The following is a 21,709-nucleotide window of genomic DNA, read 5'->3' on the forward strand; positions in this document are numbered from 1 at the left end:
AAAAATTTACCGCCTGAAATTAAACAAAAAAAAACAACCCAAAAATGAGTTGTTTTTTAGAATTTACTATTAAGGATGTTCCTTTGATGCCCAATCATAAAGAGCTTCAAAATTTAGTTTTTCTAACCAATGCCGTTCAGCTAAAATGAAAGGGTGAATCAATATTTCCTTACGATTTGAGTCATCACAAAAATTATATAATTTATCTTTATAAGGTTCTAAAAGCTCTAGAACTTCTTTTATTCGCCATTTAAACCGCTTACTTGAACCCCAGCCAACAATAATAATATCAGCATTATTGATTGCTAACTTTATTGCCTCATCATTATGCGGGCCAATCTCGCATTCTTTTCCTTTAAGCTTTATTGAATCAGGTTCCATTAATGCAAAAAGATTTACTAGTTCTAGTGAACCGAAGCTACTTTTCTTATAATCTATAAAAAAGTTAAGGCATCTTGACAATATATAATCACTCTTTAGATGATTAGCTCTACAAGGATTAAGTAATACAAGTGTAGCTTTCTTTTTTGACTCATCCCAAGTTCTCGTAAGCGAATATCGCATTAATTTATTTTGTTTATCAAAGACCGCCTTCGTATTAATCTGCATTGAATGACAGTTTACAAAATCCTCAAATGACATATACTCACTCTTTTCATCATTAATTAAAACAAAATCAATAAGGTATTATATTCCGATGAGACGTCCAGTGTACTAAATTATTAATTTAAAATAGATCATGATCAAAATGAACCTACAAAAAAAATTAAAAATTTTAGTAGACTTCCTATTTACTAATTTACATTTTCCTAGTACGATTATGGATAATTTAGACAATTCATATTAAGAAGGAGCTATCTTATGATTAAAGGAATAATTTTTGATTTAGATGATACATTACTGTGGGATCAAAAAAGTATAGAAGTAGCATTTGCCAACACATGTAAACTAGCTACAGAAAAATACGGAATTAACCCGCTTGATTATGAAAAAGCTGTACGTGATTCAGCTAGAAATCTTTATGCATCATACGATACATACGAATTCACTAAATTAATTGGCATTAACCCTTTTGAAGGTCTTTGGGGAAATTTCCTTGAGGAACATGATCAATTCCCAAAAATGAGAGCGAACTCTTCATCATATCGAAAAAATGCATGGACGCTTGCTTTAAAATCCTTTGGCATTGAAGACCAAGAATTTGGACAATTACTCGCTGATACTTTCCCTGAAGAACGTAAAGGAAATCCATTTGTTTACGATGAAACATTTGCTGTGCTCAATCAATTAAACGAAAAGTATAAACTTCTATTACTCACAAACGGCTCACCTGATTTACAGCACACTAAACTTTCAATCACTCCTGAAATTAAAGAATATTTTGATCAAATCCTAATTTCCGGCGACTTCGGAAAAGGAAAACCCGACCCAAGCATATTCGAACATGCTCTCTCATTAATGGAACTTTCAAAAGATGAAGTAATAATGGTCGGTGATAATCTGATGACTGATATTCTAGGATCTAACCGAATTGGTATGAAAAACGTATGGATTAACAGACATAATAAAGAACGAAATGAAGTTATTCCTTCATATGAAATTACTCATTTAGAAGGGCTTTATCCAATTATTGAATCTTTGAATGAGTAAATTATTTTAAAATCTAGCGATTCATTTACTTGGGTTGCTGGATTTTTATGTTTTTTAGTGGGGATTGTATGAGCTATTTTCAATTAATGAGATAAGTCTACCCAGAAAGAAGTTCACATCAAATTGGTATTTTTTAGTCTTTATCGATGCTTTTTTAATAATACTATTACGATTTTGACTAGTTATACCCCCTTTTTGAATCATATTTCTACAAAAAAATCTCCCTAATTTCTCTATGTAGATAGCTTGTTCCAAATATTATTTCAACTAATTAAATTGACCGTTTCAAGGTTTAGGTCCGACCCCTATTTAACTTCACGATTTAAGTCTGTCTAGATGGAAAATGGGGCTATCTTAATGGCATTTTTCAGTTAGAGTTGAATTTATAATCTACATTTATAGATTTTTAGTAGATTTCTTCACTTTTTTAATCGGTTTGGAAGGAATCCAGAGCAAATTTATTCATTATCTACTTTTGAGCAAATATCAAGGTTAGATACCCTTACCGGTATATGTATTAACCGATCTAATTAGTATTACTAGATAATTTAATTGCAGTTTAACTAAATTTATTTGCAGTTTCTCTATTTTTATTTGCACTTCGACCTTTATTTCCACTTTCCACGAGTTTATTTGCAGTTCCCTCTTTCTTATTTGTATCTTCAACAGATTTATTTGTACCCCGACCTTTAGTTCACTTCCTGATTTCTTATTTGCACTTCCCGCTTCCTTATTTGTACTACGACTAAACATACAAATATAAAAAAAGGCTGCCCCTAAAATACTACATTCGGGACAACCTCTATCTATTATCTTAAATTAATATACCTTGTTGCCACTAGACTTAGTAAAAGCTTGCCTTAGATCAGCTACGATGTCTTCCCATGCTTCAAGGCCTACTGACATTCGTAACAAATTATCTGTGATACCCATTTTTTGTTGTAATTCTTTTGGAACGACTGCGTGTGTCATTGTAGATGGATGTTGGATTAATGTTTCGGTATCGCCTAAGCTTACTGCTATTTTTACCATTTTTAATTGATTGATAAATTCCTGTGTTTCTTGTTTCGTACCATGGATGGTAAAGGCGATGACACCGCCACCTTTTTTCATTTGTTTACTGGCAATATAATGGTCTTTATTTTTTGAATCGCCAGGGTAAAACACTTCTTTTACGATTGGATTGGATTGTAGATATGCAACGACCTTCTCAGCGTTTTCACATTGGCGATCCATTCGAACTGCTAGTGTTTTTAACCCTCGAAGTAGCAGCCATGCATCAAACGGAGACATAATTGCTCCGATGTCTTTTCGTATAGGGAGCATTCGTTCAGCTAACTCTTTTGTTTTGCAAACTACGATTCCTGCAACTACATCTCCATGACCACTAATGTACTTCGTGGCACTATGAAGTACAATGTCACATCCTAGCGTAAGTGGCTTTTGTAGATATGGGGAACAAAATGTATTATCAACTACAAGCATTATATTATTTTTCTTAGCTACCTCTACAATCATCTCAATGTCGATTACTTTCATTGTTGGATTAATTGGAGTCTCAATAAATATTACCTTTGTGTTATCTTGAATTAATGCACTTAATTCTTCTTCTGTATCCATTTCACAAAAGTTATGTTGGATACCAAACTTGCTTTCTAGCATTTCTAAATATCCATACGTACAACCGTAAATTCCTTTCGAGCAGATGATGTGATCGCCTGAACTTATTAAAGAGAAAATTGTGGCTGAAACAGCTGCCATGCCAGAACCAAATGCTAAAGCTGCTTCGCCTTCTTCTAGAGCTGCCATTCGTTCCTCTAAAATTTGAACTGTTGGATTTCCAAGCCTTGAATAAATAAAGTCTTCTCTTTCTCCACTAAAAGATTGTTCACCATGCTGTGCTGTTGGAAATGTATACGTTGACGTATGAAATAACGGAGGAGTTAAACTCCCGTGATACTCACTAGTTTTGTACCCTTCGTGTATTAACTTTGTATCAAACCTATTTCCCTTCATTTTTAAATGCCTCCTTAATTAAGTGATTGATTAATTAAAAACGTTAATTAAAGCTAAAACCTCAAAACGAAAGCACTTACAAAATTTTCCACTTTAACTACTTCTAGATATATGAGATCAATACCTTTAAATAAATTATGTAATGAATATAAATGGTCTAGAGAAGATTCAAACACAATAATAGATAATGAAAAAAATAAGTACTCTCTACCTAAGTAGAAAGTACTTATTTTTAAAATTCATTTCGTTAGTCTTCTAGCCACTTAAGTATTTCATCAATCCCAATTGCATCTTCAACTTCTGGAAACTTCTTAATAAAATTTAAATCGGTATCATTTTTTATCAATTCATCAAATTCGTTTGGCTCATGGACGCTCATTGATTACACCTCTTTAGTAAATTTTATTTAATTTTTGTATTGTTAACAAACTTACTTCATTAAATACATATACAATTTTTAATAAAAGAAGTACATCGGACTAACAGAATAAATTATTAATAATATAGTTCGTAGAATATTTATTTTTTCCTCTTTTTTGCAAAAAAAAAATCTAGCCTTTTTTAAATAAAAATAGTTCATAGTCTAGCACAAACTCTCCTGTACAACCATTTAATATAATAGCTATTAAAAATATCATACCGAGTCTATAAATTAAAAAACTTCTACAAAATTTATTACTAAAAATTTTAGCCATATCAATCAAATACGTCTAACTCGAGCTTTTATCCCCAAACTACCCTTTCCAACGCTTTCCTCCGATTTAATTTATAAAGTAATACAAGCCATCATAAAAAGTTTCATTTATAGACTCTGGTTCATTAAAGTAGATGTTATTTCTCTAGGAATAACATCTACTTTTTACATACGAAGTAAACCGGCCTATTTAACCATTCCATTTCTAAGTGCCGTTACGACAACCTGTGTTCGATCTTCACAGCCAAACTTTTGCAATATGCGATGGACATGTGATTTCACTGTACCTTCTGTAATAAATAATTTCTTGCCAATTTGATCATTTCGAAGGCCATATGCCATTTCTTGCAGAATTTCTTGTTCACGATCTGTTAATTTTTCTATTAGTATTGATTCGCCTTCTTTTCCGGGAATCGCAAAACCTGAAACTATCGCTTTCGATAGTGCATCAGCCGCTAGCTTGGTTTTAAAAATTGCTTCACCTCGATATGCTGAGCGAATTGCTTCAAGCATTTCCTCAACATCTGCATCCTTTAATAAAAAACCTATTGCGCCTGAACGAATACCTTGGTAAATATATTCTTGATCATCAAACGTTGTTAGAATAACAATTTTCGTTGTAGGTAATTGTTTCATTATTTCATTTGTAGCATCAATTCCAGAAAGATTTGGCATTTGTATATCCATTAAAATAACATCTGGAAGCTTTTCTTTTGCTATGTTAATTGCTTCTAATCCATCAGTTGCCTCACCTATTAAGTTCATATCATCTTGTAAGTTAATTACATAACGAAAGCCTTGCCGAATCATCGTTTGATCATCTACTAGCAAAACCTTTATTTTTTCATTAGACATATTTCTCACCCTTTCTTTCGTTACAACGGTATTTTTGCAACGATTTCGAAGCCGTGTGGGGTATTTACTGAATACGATAAACTTCCGTGCATTTTTTCAAGTCTTTCTCTCATTGATTTTAATCCAAAGCCTTCACTAATGTTTTGAGCATGATCCAAATAGCCATTATCTCTAATTGTCATATTGATGCATTCAGATTCTGTACGTAGCAATACGTCTAATTTTGTAGCCTTAGAGTGGCGAATCACATTCGTAATTGATTCTTGTAAAATTCTAAATAATATTTTATATACCTCTACATCAAGTTCTACATCACCAATCTCTGCTTGAAAGGAATATTGAATACTTGTAGAAGATTCCATATGTGTAAGTAGAGTTTCTAACGTTCCAACTGCAGATTGAGGGATCTCATCAGCAAGTGAGTGTACAGATTTCCGAATATCTTCTAAACCTTTTCGAGCAACAACTAGCATATCCTTTAAACTTTGCTCAGCTTGATTTGGATCCTTTTTTATCATATATTGCAAAGCTTGCATTTGAACGATTAGAGAAGTCAAACTATGGCCGACCGCATCATGAATCTCTCTAGCAATTCGGTTTCTTTCTTCTAAAATTGCATTTTGCATTACAGTAGAAGATGCTTCCTGTAGTTGACTGTATGCTTTTTCTAAATTAACTAAATGTTGTTTATTCAAATTATACATTTCATTCCGTTGCATTCTACTTTTTACATTTAAGTAAATAATAATCGATATTAAAATATAGGTTAAAACACTCAATAAATCTTGATGGCCAAACCTTGTATAAATTAAGGCAATGATAATCATAACGATTATTGAAGCAATTGGTGTTCTAGATAATGATGACCGGATGATCGTTACGTGAAACATGAAAGCTAAGAAATATAATACATTTATTTCTTTAAACAGGATTAACCCAATCGAAGTTTCAATCGCCATTATACAAAACGCAATGACTAAAGTTATATTCGACCACTTATATTTAGGAATCAATAATATGCATGTTAAAGTAGCCCAAATAGCGAAATAAAGGGCAGTTTTAAGAGGCGGTCCACTAAATAATTTCCCAGTGCTCATGAAAACCAAAATAATAACAGCACCTATAATGGGTCTTAATAAGAAGTTATTCTTCTCTTTCAAATTAAACTGACTCCTCTCATTTACCTATAAAAATTCACTCTTAATTTTAAACAATATTCTTCCTGATTTCCTCTATCTATAGTTATAGACTTTTCGAAAAAAATTCTATCATTTAGAAGTCGTTTCAGAGCAAATAAAAGAATATGATAGGAATATAAATCACACATTAAAGGAGAAAAACAATGAAACAACAATATATGTTTATCGGTATTATTATTTTACTTTTAGCTTATCGGATATTCAAAAGAGTTCGCCGAAGTATCGGATGGCAACAATTAAATAAAAATAGAATGCGCAGAAGTATCGTTATATTCTTAATAATTGGAGCATTAGTCCTATTACAAAGTGGTTTAAAACCGATCATTATAACTTCAGATATAGTTGGTATTTTAATCGGAATTGGGCTTGCTTACTTCGCTTCAATTAAAACAAATTTTGAAATGAGAAATGGCTCATGGTTCTATAATACTAATATTTGGATTAGTGGAACTGTTACTTTACTATTCTTCGGTCGTTTGATTTATCGTATTTATGATATTTATTCAATTGAAAAATTACATGGTGCGACAAATGATGTTTTAACAAACAGATTACAAAGCATGGCATCCGGCTGGTCAGCTGGATTAATGTTAATCATGTTTGCATACTATATCGTCTTTAATTTATTTATGATGAAAAAAGAGAAAAACCTTACTCAAGAGCTTAATGCATAATTAACAGAGGACTTCCATTTGAATAATAGAATGATCATAAATGCGAACAAAATATGAACAATATTGATAAAGTTGTGAACTCCGTTGATATATCATCGAATCTCGTTGATATATCACTAATTCAAGTTGATATATCACTGAATCTCGTTGATATATCACTAATTCACGTTGATATATCACTAAACCTTGATGATCTATCATGAATTCTCATTTATTTCCTCACTTTTTCATATTGATATATGATTTAGCTCAGTTCTAATGGGTTGTAAACTTCAAAAAAATCCCACAAGATTTAATCTTGTGGGATTTTTATTATTTAATCTCTAAAGCAAAATCGACCGCACTTTCAGCATGTATTGTTGTTGTATCAAAAACAGGTATACTACAACTGGACTGAGAAATTAACATCGTTATTTCTGTACAGCCTAAAATAACTGCTTCCGCACCTTGCTCGACTAAATGATCAATTATGTTTAAATAAATTTGTTTTGATTCTTCTTTCACAATACCAAGACAAAGTTCTTCATATATAATATTATGTACAAGTTTTCTTTCAGCATCGTTTGGAACGATCACATCAAGTCCAAATTGATCAATTAATCTTCCTTTGTAAAATTCATGCTCCATCGTAAATGCTGTTCCTAATAGTGCAACTTTTTTAATTCCATTCTTTACAATTTCTTTAGCAGTTGCATCCGCGATATGTAATAAAGGTATCGTAACCGATTCTTCAACTTCTTTAGCCATCTTATGCATTGTATTCGTACAAATAACAAGGCAATCCGCACCACTAGTCTCAAGCTTTTTTGCAATTTCAATCATTATTGTTGTTAACTCATCCCATTTATCTTCAAACTGGAGCGTTTTAATTTCCCCGAAATCGACCGAATACATTAAACTTTTTGCTGAATGATGCCCGCCTAGTTTTTCTTTTACACTTTCGTTCATAATTTGATAATAGAGTAATGAGGACTCCCAGCTCATACCACCTATAAGTCCGATTGTTTTCATCAAGAATCAGCTCCAATTCCTTTTATTTTTGTTTATTAAATTAATTTTAAATTATTAAAACAAGGAAAATAAAAAATAGTATAGAATATTATTACAGTCCATGCCATCATTTGAATTACAGTTATTAGGAGTGACTACATATGCATATTGAAAATAAAAAAGTATACCCAAATTGTCCATTTATTACTAGAAAAGTAGAGATTGGTGGACTTCCAAAATCCCAGTTAATTGAGAAATTGCAACAATATTCTATCTCAATCAACGAGTCTGGTGAGAGGATCCTAGCAGATGATAAATTTACGACATCTGGTGAAAAGTACAATCTCCAGACTGTCGAACTAACGGTTTTTGATCTTGGCTTCGTTGATGGCGCAACAACACCTGAGATTTATAAAAAAGCAGGTGAACTCGGTTTGGCATTATGTCCAATGGAGTTAGGTCCATACTTAAGACTGGCATATTTAGATCAGCCAGAAGGTTTTTTAGGAAATCCAGTGACGCAACATCAAGCTCCACCAGGATCGATTACTGTTGCTTCTGAAGCATTAACTGATGACGTAGATTTTCCGAAGGGCTTTTATATTCGACGAATTAACAACGTGTTATGGTTACGCGGATATCGTGCAGATGATCTTCATGTCTGGAATTCCAACGATCATTTTATCTTTTGTCAAAAAAATTAATTGTGAACTATAAAGAAAAGCGAGTATAATTTGGATCGATCATGAAGATTGCTTAAAAGGTAATTTTTATTATGATCGGATTCACTTTGTATTCGCAAATAACTTTGTAAATCCTGCCCCCTCATACCTACTACTTCGCCTTCGATAATTTATCAATTGCTTCTTGTTCTGTTGAAACAAAGAATACATTGTTCCCCTTATTACACTCATAAATGAAATCTTTAAGTGCTTTACTTGTGTAACCCGAAAAGTCCCCTATGATCGCAAACTTCATATTGTAGTTAACGAACTTTTGAAGCATAGCCCCTGCAAGTTTAGTGCTTAGATTGAAAAAATCTTCTGAAATCGCCTCTTTGTTTAATGCAATACGGTTACTACGATGATCATAAGATATCGTCATAATCATATCTAATGTACTTTGTTCATCAATTAGTATGACCGAATCTGTATGAGCGATTGCTATTACGTGGCTGTTTAATTCTGTCGTTTTTATATTCATTTGTCTTCCCCTTCTTAAATTTTGATTATTTCTACTAGTTTAATACAAAGATTATGTTCCGTGAAGCAATGCTTTGTTAAGATACGATAAAAATTATTATTATTAGAATCCGACTATAGGCTTAGTCGGATTTTCTATTTCCTCAAGTTTCGTCTGCTCCTATTAAGAAAACCTTAAGAAACAATCATCTTTTTCCTTAAGAATTTTTTGTTACTATACAGTCATACGAGGAGGATTATGAAGATGAATAAAAATTTAAAAATTGCTAGCAGCCTGCTTTTTTTGCTGAGCATCCCAGCCATAATGATGATTTATCCGTATTTAAATACTTCAACTCGCGGTGTCCATACATTAGTGACAAGTTTAGATAGAGAGATTCCTGTTGTGAAGATGTTTGTAGTTCCTTATATAGCCTGGATTGGCTATCTAACCATAACGTTAATTTATTTTTGTTTCAAAGATTATAAGCTAGCAATTAAAACAATTCTAGTATTTGACCTAGGATTGTTAGTATGTTTCATTATCTATTATTTTTACCAAACTGTTGTCCCTATACGACCTGAGGTTACAGGTGAAGATTTTTTGTCTCGCATTTTAAAGTATGTATACAAAATTGATCAACCATATAATTGCTTTCCAAGCATTCATGTTATGAGCAGTTATTTAATGATCCGTGCAATTCGCCATTGTTCTTGGAAAAAGTGGTGGATTAATTGGGGAATTAAATGTTTCTCCATCTCGATTATTCTTGCGACATTATTTATTAAACAGCATGCGATTATGGATGTAATCGCAGCAATTTTTTTGGTTAATTGCCTATTTAAAATAGTTGAAAGTGTGAATGAGTGGTTGTTATTGCCAAATAGAAAAGTAAAGACTGTTCGAAATGGACTTACCCCTATTAAGTAGATCGATCATTCTATTAAATTCGTTAGTTGAATTTCAAAACCTGATTAATTACATTATTCATGAATTCTCTTTCAACTAAAACTTGAATAACCTACCGATCCTGAGTCATTTTATTGACTCTTTTTTTATGTAATTAACAGTGAGTTTAGCTCAATAAGAAAAGGGTTTCTTAATTAGAAAAAAGAATACAATGTAGTTGGATATTTTTAGAAAAAGTGAGTGGCAAAATGAGGCAAACGACTTGGAAAGAAATATTTTTGATTTTTAGTCCAGTAATCATACTACCAATCATTTTATTTTTTGTTTTACACTCTTCACCTTCAATTGCATTGAAAACCCATGTATTTTTTAATGGTCATCCTATTTTAGCAATACAGTCTATAGTAGTTGATGACGAAGAGCATAATCAAGGTGATAAAGAATACCTAAAAAAAGAGAAAGCAAAATGTTATTCTTTAAATGATGAAAATTATATCATTCGAAAAAAGGAGTTTCTCTATATAGCTGATTATTTTAGAGATGCTTAAGATTTTTTATAGTAGATATTTCGATTTCACTCTAAAGTATAGCTTTGGTGACCAATTTCTAAAGGAGATGATGATTAATGAAAAAAACAGCGCTTTTCGTAATTGATGTACAGGCATTTATGTTCAATGAATCCGACCCAGTATATAACGGTGAAAAATTATTACATAATATTAAGATATTAATTGATAAGGCACGAGCGTCAAATACACCTATCTTTTATATTCAGCATTCTGAAGAAGGTTCTCCACTTGAATATGGTACTCCAGGGTGGGAAATTCAATCGGATATTGCACCTTCTGAAACTGATATCATTATACATAAAGAAACGCCTGATTCATTTTTCAAGACAAATTTATCAGAAGAACTTAGCAAGCTAGATATCCATCACTTAGTCATGGCAGGTATTCAAACAGAATTGTGCGTAGATACGACGACTCGAAGTGCCTTTGGAAAAGGCTATGAAGTTACTTTAATTACAGATGCTCATAGTACTTGGAATTCAGATGGACTTTCTGCGGAGCAAATCATTCATCATCATAATCAGACCTTACGCTGGATGGCTACTATAAAAACAGCAGAGGAATTTAATTTTTAACATAAAAAAGAATCAGTGCAAATCTGCACTGATTCTTTTTTCAATATTCAAATAGATTCAAGTATGCGAAACTATTATTTCACAGTCCCCATCTAAAACAAACTCGCCAAATCCAACAGGAATGATAAAGTTTGATCCTTTTGTTAAATGATATTCTTCACCACTGTGGATTAGTTTTCCGTTCCCTTTTATAACACTTAAAAGTAAATATTGATCGTTATAAGTTAAATAGGCTTCACCAGTAATATCCCATTTATGGACGGTGAAAAACTCTGAATCTACAAATGTATTAATTTTTATATTTTCTTTTTGTTCTGTTTTAAATTCCACTTGTGCTTCTTGATGAGGTACTGTTGTTACATCGATTGCTTTATCTAAATGCAATTCTCTTACATTCCCTTTTTGATCTTTTCGGTCATAATCGTAAACTCGATAAGTTGTATCAGAGCTTTGTTGTGTTTCTAATACGAGTGTGCCTTCGCATAATGCGTGAATAGTTCCGCTAGGTACATAGAAAAAGTCACCTGGCTTAATCTTTACTCTTCTTAGTAAGTCAGACCATTCACCTTTTTTTATTTGGCTAATTAATTCTTCTTTTGATTGGGCATTATGACCAAAGATCATATCTGCGTCTTCTTTACAATCAAGAATGTACCAGCACTCAGTTTTTCCAAGATCGCCATTTTCGTTTATTTTTGCATACGTATCTTCAGGATGTACTTGAACGGATAAATCCATATTTGCATCTAATATCTTCGTTAATAGTGGAAATACCTGTTCCTTTGGGTGACCAAATAATTCTGGTTGCTTCGTCCATAATTCATTTAATGCCGTACCTGCGAATGGGCCATTTTCAATGATAGAGGCCCCATGAGGATGAGCTGAAATTGCCCAGCATTCACCTGTATTTTTATTTGGTATTTCATAGTTAAAATCCGTTTTTAACGCTGTACCGCCCCAAATTCTTTCTTTAAATACTGGTTTTAAAAATAATGGTTGCATGGTAATTTCCTCCTATAATCTACTTAAACTAGTGCGTTTTTATTTAAAGCATTTTGTGCAAGCATAAGAGCCCCAGTGATTCCAGCGCGATCTCCTAAGCCTGGTAGTACGATATATTCAGATAACTCTGGTAAACTAACATAATCACAGACTAATTCTGTTAAATATTTATAGATGCTATTAAAGACTTGTTTTTGATTCATTACTCCTCCACCAAGAACAATCTTCTTAGGCGATAAGATTAAAATATATTGCATAAGCGCTTGGGCAATATAGTAGCCTTCTAAATCCCATACTTCTTCTCGGTTAACAAGGTTTGCACCATTTACTCCCCAGCGAGCTTCAATTGCTGGACCAGCGGCTAATCCTTCTAAGCAATCACGATGATATGGGCATTTCCCTTCATACTGATCATTTGGATGACGTCTTACTAAAATATGACCCATTTCCGGATGTGTAATCCCTTGGAGTAACTCGCCATTCACTATTGCGCCAGCACCAATTCCAGTGCCAACAGTAATATACAGACAGCTATCTAAACCTTTTGCTGCACCAAAAGTAGCCTCACCTAATGCCGCTGCATTGACATCAGTATTAAATCCAATTGGGACTGAAAAGTGATCTTTAAACACTTGAACAAAAGGATAGTCCTTCCAAGCTGTTTTCGGAGTTGATGTAATATTCCCATAGGTAGCGCTTTCTTTATTTACATCGATTGGACCAAATGAAGCGATTCCAATTGCTCTTATCGGAAATTTATTGAAAAACTCAATCACCATTGGGATTGTTTCATCCGGTATTGTCGTTGGAATTTGAATTCTTTCAATTAAATTGCCATTTTCGTCACCAACTGCACATACAAACTTTGTTCCACCTGCTTCGATTGCTCCTAACATAAATTTCCCTCCAATATAATGTCGCTAAATTTTTATACTTCCTTTGATTGAAGAACGGATTTTGAAAGTGGTTTCTTCCAAATTAAATAAAGAATTGGAATCATCACTACATATATAATCGGAAAGAAGCTAAAGGAAATTGGTAAAAGTGCTTCGAGATTAAAGTATTTCCCCAATGCTAGGAATATAAATACCCCGATTATTCTTCCAATACCGAGCGGAATTTCCCGAATAATAATATAATCCAATCGCTTATTCTTATAATTTGGATCTCGTTCAATTGATTCATAAATCATCGCATTCATTGATGTATTGATCATATTCATCGCTACTGGCGAAACAATGCCGAAAATAATTAATGAAATAAGATAGGGTAGTGAAGAAATTAGAATAGAACTTAGCAAGATACCAATTGCACCAACTGCAAAAATCTTTATTCGATCATTTTGATTCGTTAGTTTAGCTAAAAAATAAAATGCACAAACCGCAACTAGCTGAGCGAACGTGTTATAGATTCCTAGATTTAGCTCACCGCCAGCTACCTTGAACGTCATCATCGTAATTAAAAAGGTCGTGTATACCCCAGATACTACTCCGTCGGAAAACATTACTAAGTACATTTTTTTCCATTCCGGTGAAGGTTTTTTTACAACATCCCAAAAATGGCTTTTTGAAGAAACTGGTTTTCCTTTTACCTTTAATGACGTTAAAAATGCAATAAAGAAGAAAATACATGTACCAGTAAAAACAACATAATACCCTTTCATTCCATTAAATTGAGAAATGATGACTCCTGACAAAAGTGGCGCAATAACCCCTCCGATTGTCATTAAGATCCCTTGGACATACAAAAACTTATCTCTTTGTTCATTAGTTGTTAAATCTAAGATGGCTAAATGAACACCAACATAGTACAAGCTCATTGCCAATCCGTTTAAAAATCCTAGTAATAATATATGTTCATTCAAATTTGCATGGTAAAAAAGCATGATTAAATAGGTGATTAAATAACAGATAAAGCCTAATCGCATCGTAATCATTGGACTTGTTTTTCTAGCAATCCATGCACAAATACCGAAGCAAAGAATAATGGCAACCGACCAATGCAAGCTGAAACGCGCTAATAGTGAGTACGTTTTATCGAGCTTCCATAAAAATACACTTTGAAAGATCCCCGATAACGCTCCTCCAAACGAAAAAAATGTATTCATTAATAAATAGAACTTTAATTCTGTTGAAAAAGATTTAAATATTTGAAGCATTCATGATTCTCCTCTTTTAAGAGGGGCTATTTACAAAGATGACTACTTACCTTCCAAAAATATAAATATTTTTGAGACGCTAGCTCCTAGCCTTTAGCTACCTCTTTATTTAATTTTTCTAGTATCCAGTCATTATTCTTTTTCATCTCTTTATTCCTCCTAAAATTTTTATAAAGAAAAAAGGATGCATAATGGATTTCTTTTACACCATTCCAAAATGTTAGATTGGGAGTAAATTCATTTCCTAGCTTTATGACATCCTTCCTATTAGAGTTAGATTATAAATAAGTTAGTGAATCTAGTATTTCTTGTAAGCTTAATTCAGCACATGCCATTGAAGTGTCTGCCACACCGTAGAACATTTTTACAACATCACCTTCAACTAGTGCCCCACATGAAAAGACTACATTCCCAAAGAATCCTTCTACTTCATAGTCAGCTTCTGGTTGAAGAATCGGTTCGTTTGAACGAGCGATAATTTTAGTTGGATCCTCTAAATCTAGTAAAACTGCACCCATGCAATAACGGTGATCTTCAGTTGCACCATGATATAGCTCCAGCCAACCTTTTTCTGTTTTAAACGGAACAGCTCCTCCGCCCATTCGAGCACTATCCCACATTCCTTCTCTTAAACCTAATAAATGTTTATGATTGCCCCAATATAATAGATTATTAGATTCAGCAATCCAGATTTCAGGTTCACCTACACTTTTCGGTACAGGACGGTGAAGTGCATAATATTTACCATTAATTTTTTCCGGGAAGATTAATACATCTTTATTTTCAGGTGCAAAAATCATTCCATGATGTTCAACTGTTACAAAATCCTTCGTTGAAACCATTGACTCACCAACACCTACAGGTGAAACAGCACTAAAATAGATATAGTATGTATCGTCAATTTGAGTAATTCGTGGATCTTCAATCCCGAATGTTTCTAATTCATTTGAAGGGTATACAAATGGAGTTTCATCGATTGTAAACTGATGGCCATCTTTGCTTCGAGCAATTCGTAAATACGATAGTGAAGTTAAATATGTAAAGCTTTGATTTCCACTTTCACAAATCATACGTACATCTGAAAAATCATATTTCGGGTCATTGACATTAAACTCTAAAATTTCCAGTTCATTTGTAGTTGGATTAAAAACAGGTGATTTGATAATATTTGGATCCTCACTAATTGGACGTTCTGCGACACGTAATAGCATAATAATTTCATCATTATATTTTGCAATGCCTGCATTAAATGCACCGATTACTTCAAAGTCAGGACGATGTGGTTTTACATTTGCAGGTGTTACGACTGGATTTTCCTCATATCTATATACATTCATTATTATTAGCTCCTTTGTTTGTCTATGATTCGTACTTATTGTTCGTATTGTAAAAACGGATCTACTATCGTAATTTTTTGAGCATCTGCATCACTAATGCCAGCGTAAAGTGTAGCTGTGCCATTAGCATGACGAACTAATCCACCGCTGAATACAACATCAATTAAGTCAGGACGTTTCGATGGACCAGGTAAAAAGTGACTTCTTGTCGCGATTAATTCCATCTTTGAAAATGCACCTGATTCAGGATCAAGGCAAAATACCATCGGATAGTAATGACGATTTCCCTCTTCATCAAAATTAGCAATATGACCTAACACGCCAATCTTTCCATTTGATAAAAGATGGGCCTCATTCGCTCCGCCCCACTGCTCATCAATAAATTGAGTTTCAAGTAATGGAGCGTTATTAATCACATCAAGAGTTAAATCTGATAGTGATTGAATTGTTGTCCAACCAATTTTTCCTCTACCACCTTTTTCACCCTGAGGTCTAGTTAATACACCTATCCTTTTATCTTTTAACTCGACTAGACGTAAGTCTTTCATCCCATCTGGACCTTTTGCAAACTCCACTAAATTTGCAATGGAATCACCTTTATAAAAAACGGTTCTCCAACCTAATTGCCCAGCGCTTACTGGATGTGGAAAGATTTGTACGCCTCCAAGCACTAATTCACCAGCGATTCTCGTAAAAAATGGATCTTGTAATTCAAGAGTAAGCGATCCTTCTCTAGGTACCCATTCACCATTTTTTTCAACGAAGAAATAAACAAATGAATGTTCACTATCACGAGATTCAACTCTCCCTGCTATTACTAGTTCACCTTCGTCTTCAAAAGGAGCACTAATATTGTAAACATCATGATTACCAATACCAGTAAAAACGATTTTTTCTGGATTAGTTGGCTGCTTTTTCGTTGTGAAATCCAAAATTAACTCTTCACAAGTTTGAGCATTTTGCTTTTGATTAAATGTCATTCTCTTTTTCTCCTTTTAAAATGAATGCTTCGTTAGGTAAAATCCTTATATCTTTTGTGAATTCTAAGTCTTCCCGCTTAGATGAAAGTAGTAATTCAAATGTTTTATAACCATCAAACATGATTGATTTTGGTTCATCTGAAAAATTTAAAATAACGATTATTTTTTCATCAGAATACGAGCGAATATAATAGAATAATTCTTCTTCATGCTTTAATAATTCATACTGACCTAACTGTAATGATGCATGCTGGCTTCTTAATTTCAGTAAGCTTTTATAAAAAGAAAGAATTGAATTTGAGTTTTGTAGTTGGTCTTCTACATTAATCGAACGATTATGATTTGGGACATTAATCCATGGTTCAACATTCGAGAAACCTACATTGACTTCTGAGTTCCATTGCATAGGTGTACGAGATTTATCCCTCGATTTTTCATTTGCAATTTTTAAAGCTTGTTCTTCTGACGCATTCGATTGCTTTTCTAATTCGTATGCTGTAAGCCCTTGAACATCCTTCATATCTTGGATGTCATCGGTAACCCAATCTCGCATACCTATTTCATCACCATAATAAATAAATGGGACACCTTTAGCTGTAAGCATCAATGTTGCTACTAATTTTGCTCGATCCTCATCTCCACCAAATCTTGAAATAAAACGAGACATATCATGGCTAGAGAAAAACAGAGTAGGGGTTTGCGTTTCATCATAAATTTGCTCTGTTTCATTTACTTGTTGAAAAATCTCTTTTACGTCTAACTCAGCTATACTTCCAATATTAAAATTGAAAACAACATCTAATTTATTAAGCCCTGAGTAATCTCTTAAAATTGATAAATCGTCTGAACCAACCTCACCAACTAAAAACTTATCCTCATAGCGATTTACAAACTCGGCGATTTCAGAAATAATCGGTAAGATTCCATCTTGATCTTTATCATGCAAATGAATTTGCTCATTTTTTTCAATATCAATTGGATTCTCTTTGAACGTATTATTTACCTTTAAGAAATTGATGACGTCTAACCGAAAACCATCTATTCCTTTTTGAAGCCAAAAGTCCATTACATCAAACATTGCTTGCCTTACTTCGGGATTTGCCCAGTTAAAATCTACCTGTTCTTTAGCAAATGCATGATAATAATATTGGTTTGTTAATTCATCAAACTCCCACGCAGTTCCACCAAAAAATGATTCCCAGTTAGTTGGTTCGTCTCTCCAAATATACCAATCTCGTTTTGGATGATTTTTACTGGACTTTGATTCTTTAAACCATTGATGTTCAGTGGATGTATGGTTTAAAACTAAATCAGCAATTACACGAATTCCGCGTTTGTGTGATTCTTGGATAAATAATTCGAAATCCTCCATTGTTCCATAATCGGGATCAATTGAATAATAATCTGAAATATCATATCCATTATCAACCTTAGGTGATGGATAAAATGGAGTTAGCCATATTCCACCAACCCCTAACTCTTTTAAATAGTCGAGTTTTGAGATGATGCCAGTAAAGTCGCCAATTCCATCTCCATTTCCATCTTTAAAGCTCGGCATATATATTTCATAAAAAGTAGTTTGCTTCCACCAATTTGCCATTTCGTTAGAACCCCATTCAATGAATTACTTAAGCGTAAATTGCATACCTTCTTTAAACTTTTTAGCAAATAATAAGAAGATAATAATGATTGGCAATGTTAGTAATACCGCTGCTGCATACATCGGTCCTGGGTAACCTCCATAAGGACCAAACATTTGTGATAATAAAACGTTTAGCGTTAGCATATTGTCACTCTTCGCAACTAACATATCCCATAAAAGCTCTGTCCATCTTTCCATAAATAAGAATAGGAAAATAACAGTTGTAATTGATTTTGACATCGGTAAAACAATTTTAAACATAATTTGCCATTCACTTGCCCCATCTAGCTTTGCTGCCTCAATAAACGTTTCGGGAATTGCCTTAAAAAAGTTTGTGTACATAAAGACTGCCCATAAGCTCATTGCTTTTGGTAAAATCATTCCCCAGTATGAGTCATACATACCTATTTTTTGGATGACAAGGAATGTAGGGATTAATAAAATAATCGCCGGGAAAAACATTTGAAATAAAATAAAGTTATTGATAAAGTTCCTTCCTTTAAAAGGAATTTTAGCAAGTGCATATGCTACCATCACCGCTGTAACCATCATTAATAATGTAGATGCAGCAGAAACAAAGAAACTATTAAAAAATGCATTGATCCAAGGTCTTGGTATTGCTGATTCGCCACCACCTAATAGCCAGCTATAAGATTTCAAAGTAAAGCCTGTTGGAATTAGCTTTCGGTCTACTTGGCTCCAATCAGCAAATGAATTTAAAACCATATAAATATATGGAAAAACCATTACTAGTAAGAGAATCGAGGCAATTAGGTAACGAAACCATAATCCTTTTTTCTTAGTTCCAACCATTTCGTCTTCCCCACATTTCTAAAAGTTTTCGAATAATAAAGATTGATATAAATGTAACAATTGAAGCGATAATCGCAATTGCAGATGCATAACCAGCTTGAAGATTCGAGAATGCTCTAGTAAAGATCTCCATTTGCCATGTATTTGTTGCGAAATTCGGTCCCCCACCTGTTAACTGGTAAACCTCTGTGAAAATACCAAAAGTTACACCAATTGCTAAAATTAATACTGTAAATAATGCAGGATATAATAGAGGGAATGTAATTTTCCAAAAGCGTTGCATTGGCGTTACTCCATCAATTAAAGCTGCTTCATAAACTTCTTTATCTATGCTATCAAAACCGGAAGTTAAGATTAATGCATAGTAACCAGTAAATTTCCAGGCAATAATAACCGCTACTGTGAATAGTGCACCAAATGGTGATCCTAGCCAGTTAATATCTAAACCAAGTGAATTTCTTAAAAACTCGTTAATCGGACTGTTGTATGATAATAGCCCTTTAACAATTAATGAAGAAACTACACCAGAAGCTAAGTACGGTAGAAAAAATCCGATTAAAAATACACCTTTAAACTTTGGTAAACCTTGAACGATTAAAGCTACAATGATTGAAGATGCTACAACCATTGGTACAAATAGCGCCATAAATTTGAATGCGACGAAAAATGCACTTTGTACGCCTGGGCTTTTAAACGCTTCTGTATAATTTTCAATTCCAACAAAACTAAATGTTGGAGCAATTAAATTCCAATCAGTAAATGACAGAAACAATGACCATACTAATGGAATTAAGAAGAAAACAACTGCATAAATAAGATAAGGACTGGCAAATAGCCAGCCCAACCTTCCTTGTTTAGCGCTCATTACTTAAGAGCCCCCTCAATTGCCTCTTTCATATCTTTCCATGCAGTTTTAGAATTTTTTTCACCTTTTACTACAGGATTGAATGCATATTGGCCAATATAAGTTTGAATATCGTTATACTTTGCGTTATCCATTGGTGGAATCGCATTAGGAACGGCTGCTGCATATGGTTGTAATGCTGGATTTTTATCAAAGAACGACTTAAATGTATCATTTGTTGCTAAATCATCTCGTGCTGGTGGTAAGTTCGTTTTCTCAAGCCATTTCAAATCATTTTCAGGATTTGAATACACCCAATTGATAAATTTCATCGCTGCTTTTTGTTGTTCTTTAGTAGCAGAAGCATAAATAACTATGCCTTTTGTATCGGCGAATGTTTTAACATTTTCAGTAGACATACCATCTGGAACTGGTGGTGTAGATAATGCATATGTCTCATTAAACTTCATGTTTGGGAATTTATCTGCCCAATAAGAAATTGTCCAAGGACCGATATCAGTAAAGATGCCTAATCCTGTTTCAAATGGATCTTTAGCTTGTCTTGTTAGTAATGCATTAGATTTTCGTAGGTCGTTCACGAAATCGAATACTTTCTCTCCGGCTTTCTTATCACCTGTAAATTTAGTACCTTCTACGAATTTGTTACCTTCTGATGCTGCATCGTATAACATGAAGAAGTCGAACCATCTTTTCCATGCTGTTGGGTCTGCAAGGTCTGCTTTTGCCCAAACATATTTATCTGGATATTTCTCTTTTAATTTTTTAGCAACCGCTAACATTTCACTATAAGTTTTTGGTGGTTCATTAAATCCTAATTTCTTTAAAATATCTAATCTCCAACCAAATAGCATAGCGTTTGAGTAGATTGGTAGAACGTATTGGTGCTTGTCAGCAAACTGCCAACCCTTCATCGTATTTTCCATGTTACGGTTTTCTTTTACTTTGTCGAAACCATCTAATTCATCTAAAGGAACTAGTGCCTTGCTATCAGCTAACTGGGCTGCAAATCCACGGTTTATGTTTTCAGACATTGTCGGAGCGCTTCCACCTGCAATCGCGGACTGAATACTAGCTTCAGATGTAGGACTTTCTTTCATCGGACTTACATTTACTTTTATGTTTGGATTTTCTTTTGTAAACTGTTCAGCTACGTCTTTCCAATAAACTTGTTGAGTTGGATTTGGTGCAGCCCAAAACTCAATTGTCGTCACGCCATTTTTCGCTCCACCTTTTACTTCCTTATTACCTGTGGAACAAGCAGATAAACCAGCAACAGATAAAGAAGCAGCTAACAAGACTGATGATACTTTTTTCATTTTCATCTAGTATTTCCTCCAATGATTAAGATAAAATCAAATTTCTTTTCAAAAGAAAAACACGTTGACTATTTCTATTTCCATTTATGTATTTACTTCAATCTGAAAGCGCTAACAAATACTCAAAAAAAAGGTATAATAGTTGTTAGGTCATAAATATAAATAGTTATTTGTGCCCTTCCTTTATTTAATCTTCAAATCGCCAAATCACATTACTTAACATTACAAAACTAACAAAACAATAATTTGTAACGTTATTATTTAACTTATAAACTGATTATTC

Annotated in this window: 22 protein-coding genes; 6 read left to right on the forward strand and 16 right to left on the reverse strand. The window is 33.4% G+C overall.

The features are described 5' to 3' along the window. Positions 1-69: 69 nt before the first annotated feature. Positions 70-642 carry a DUF1643 domain-containing protein gene (locus ACFCYN_RS17510; protein WP_172443810.1) on the reverse strand — a complete coding sequence of 191 codons (573 nt, stop codon included), beginning with the start codon at positions 640-642 and terminating at the stop codon, positions 70-72. Positions 643-861: 219 nt separating this feature from the next. On the opposite strand from ACFCYN_RS17510, the gene ACFCYN_RS17515 reads away from it, so the two are divergent. Next, positions 862-1,650, forward strand: coding sequence for an HAD family hydrolase (locus tag ACFCYN_RS17515; RefSeq protein ID WP_375950664.1), 789 nt, complete (start codon positions 862-864; stop codon positions 1,648-1,650). A gap of 819 nt (positions 1,651-2,469) precedes the next feature. Here ACFCYN_RS17515 and megL read toward each other — a convergent pair. From megL to ACFCYN_RS17535, 4 genes are all read right to left on the reverse strand, one after another. Further along, on the reverse strand, positions 2,470-3,666 hold the full coding sequence (megL, locus tag ACFCYN_RS17520) for a methionine gamma-lyase (RefSeq protein WP_375950666.1): 1,197 nt from the start codon (positions 3,664-3,666) through the stop codon (positions 2,470-2,472). Positions 3,667-3,913: 247 nt separating this feature from the next. Then, entirely contained in the window at positions 3,914-4,045 is a 132-nt protein-coding gene (locus ACFCYN_RS17525) for a hypothetical protein (RefSeq protein ID WP_257131687.1), read from the reverse strand. Positions 4,046-4,546: 501 nt separating this feature from the next. Further along, a complete protein-coding gene (locus tag ACFCYN_RS17530) occupies positions 4,547-5,215 on the reverse strand; it encodes a response regulator (RefSeq protein WP_375950668.1) in 669 nt (222 codons plus the stop codon). Between the two features lie 20 nt (positions 5,216-5,235). Further along, on the reverse strand, positions 5,236-6,375 hold the full coding sequence (locus ACFCYN_RS17535; RefSeq protein ID WP_375950669.1) for a sensor histidine kinase: 1,140 nt from the start codon (positions 6,373-6,375) through the stop codon (positions 5,236-5,238). A 182-nt stretch (positions 6,376-6,557) separates the two neighbouring features. On the opposite strand from ACFCYN_RS17535, the gene ACFCYN_RS17540 reads away from it, so the two are divergent. Further along, positions 6,558-7,088 (forward strand): CcdC protein domain-containing protein, encoded by a 531-nt coding sequence (locus ACFCYN_RS17540; RefSeq protein WP_375950670.1) that lies wholly within the window; start codon positions 6,558-6,560, stop codon positions 7,086-7,088. 312 nt (positions 7,089-7,400) lie between these two features. On the opposite strand, the gene ACFCYN_RS17545 is transcribed toward ACFCYN_RS17540, so the two are convergent. Further along, entirely contained in the window at positions 7,401-8,099 is a 699-nt protein-coding gene (locus ACFCYN_RS17545; RefSeq protein WP_375950671.1) for an aspartate/glutamate racemase family protein, read from the reverse strand. 140 nt (positions 8,100-8,239) lie between these two features. Here ACFCYN_RS17545 and ACFCYN_RS17550 point away from each other — a divergent pair, with 140 nt between their 5' ends. Further along, on the forward strand, positions 8,240-8,782 hold the full coding sequence (locus tag ACFCYN_RS17550; RefSeq protein ID WP_172443803.1) for a helicase: 543 nt from the start codon (positions 8,240-8,242) through the stop codon (positions 8,780-8,782). A 130-nt stretch (positions 8,783-8,912) separates the two neighbouring features. Here the strand turns inward: ACFCYN_RS17550 and ACFCYN_RS17555 are convergent, their stop codons facing one another. Next, positions 8,913-9,281: a DUF4180 domain-containing protein gene (locus ACFCYN_RS17555; protein WP_172443802.1), complete on the reverse strand. Its 369-nt coding sequence runs from the start codon at positions 9,279-9,281 to the stop codon at positions 8,913-8,915. 237 nt (positions 9,282-9,518) lie between these two features. On the opposite strand from ACFCYN_RS17555, the gene ACFCYN_RS17560 reads away from it, so the two are divergent. The 3 genes from ACFCYN_RS17560 (at position 9,519) to ACFCYN_RS17570 (ending at position 11,313) form a co-directional block, all read left to right on the forward strand. After that, positions 9,519-10,190, forward strand: a complete 672-nt coding sequence (locus tag ACFCYN_RS17560; protein WP_375950673.1) for a phosphatase PAP2 family protein — start codon at positions 9,519-9,521, stop codon at positions 10,188-10,190. Between the two features lie 227 nt (positions 10,191-10,417). Continuing rightward, positions 10,418-10,717 (forward strand): hypothetical protein, encoded by a 300-nt coding sequence (locus tag ACFCYN_RS17565; RefSeq protein WP_375950675.1) that lies wholly within the window; start codon positions 10,418-10,420, stop codon positions 10,715-10,717. Between the two features lie 77 nt (positions 10,718-10,794). Further along, a complete protein-coding gene (locus tag ACFCYN_RS17570) occupies positions 10,795-11,313 on the forward strand; it encodes a cysteine hydrolase family protein (RefSeq protein ID WP_172443799.1) in 519 nt (172 codons plus the stop codon). Positions 11,314-11,370: 57 nt separating this feature from the next. Here ACFCYN_RS17570 and manA read toward each other — a convergent pair whose 3' ends face one another. From manA to ACFCYN_RS17615, 9 genes are all read right to left on the reverse strand, one after another. Beyond that, positions 11,371-12,315: a mannose-6-phosphate isomerase, class I gene (gene manA / locus ACFCYN_RS17575; RefSeq protein ID WP_172443798.1), complete on the reverse strand. Its 945-nt coding sequence runs from the start codon at positions 12,313-12,315 to the stop codon at positions 11,371-11,373. 23 nt (positions 12,316-12,338) lie between these two features. Continuing rightward, positions 12,339-13,211: an ROK family protein gene (locus ACFCYN_RS17580; RefSeq protein WP_172443797.1), complete on the reverse strand. Its 873-nt coding sequence runs from the start codon at positions 13,209-13,211 to the stop codon at positions 12,339-12,341. 32 nt (positions 13,212-13,243) lie between these two features. Then, positions 13,244-14,473, reverse strand: coding sequence for an MFS transporter (locus ACFCYN_RS17585; RefSeq protein WP_172443796.1), 1,230 nt, complete (start codon positions 14,471-14,473; stop codon positions 13,244-13,246). 278 nt (positions 14,474-14,751) lie between these two features. Beyond that, a complete protein-coding gene (locus ACFCYN_RS17590; protein ID WP_172443795.1) occupies positions 14,752-15,810 on the reverse strand; it encodes a BtaManbiosPhlase in 1,059 nt (352 codons plus the stop codon). Positions 15,811-15,845: 35 nt separating this feature from the next. Next, a complete protein-coding gene (locus ACFCYN_RS17595) occupies positions 15,846-16,790 on the reverse strand; it encodes an MTP-1 family protein (protein ID WP_375950678.1) in 945 nt (314 codons plus the stop codon). Continuing rightward, positions 16,780-18,390: a glycoside hydrolase family 13 protein gene (locus ACFCYN_RS17600; protein ID WP_375950680.1), complete on the reverse strand. Its 1,611-nt coding sequence runs from the start codon at positions 18,388-18,390 to the stop codon at positions 16,780-16,782. Before ACFCYN_RS17600 ends, ACFCYN_RS17595 begins: the two co-directional genes overlap by 11 nt. Positions 18,391-18,414: 24 nt before the next feature. Then, on the reverse strand, positions 18,415-19,245 hold the full coding sequence (locus ACFCYN_RS17605; RefSeq protein WP_098119937.1) for a carbohydrate ABC transporter permease: 831 nt from the start codon (positions 19,243-19,245) through the stop codon (positions 18,415-18,417). Next, the gene (locus tag ACFCYN_RS17610) at positions 19,232-20,110 is read right to left on the reverse strand and encodes a carbohydrate ABC transporter permease (RefSeq protein ID WP_375950682.1); all 879 of its coding nucleotides are present in this window, start codon (positions 20,108-20,110) and stop codon (positions 19,232-19,234) included. The genes ACFCYN_RS17605 and ACFCYN_RS17610 overlap by 14 nt, the downstream gene beginning before the upstream one ends. Continuing rightward, entirely contained in the window at positions 20,110-21,432 is a 1,323-nt protein-coding gene (locus tag ACFCYN_RS17615) for an ABC transporter substrate-binding protein (protein ID WP_375950684.1), read from the reverse strand. The genes ACFCYN_RS17610 and ACFCYN_RS17615 overlap by 1 nt, the downstream gene beginning before the upstream one ends. Positions 21,433-21,709 lie beyond the last annotated feature (277 nt).

This window comes from Gottfriedia sp. NPDC056225 (assembly GCF_042267765.1).
Classification (GTDB): Bacteria; Bacillota; Bacilli; order Bacillales; family Bacillaceae_G; genus Gottfriedia.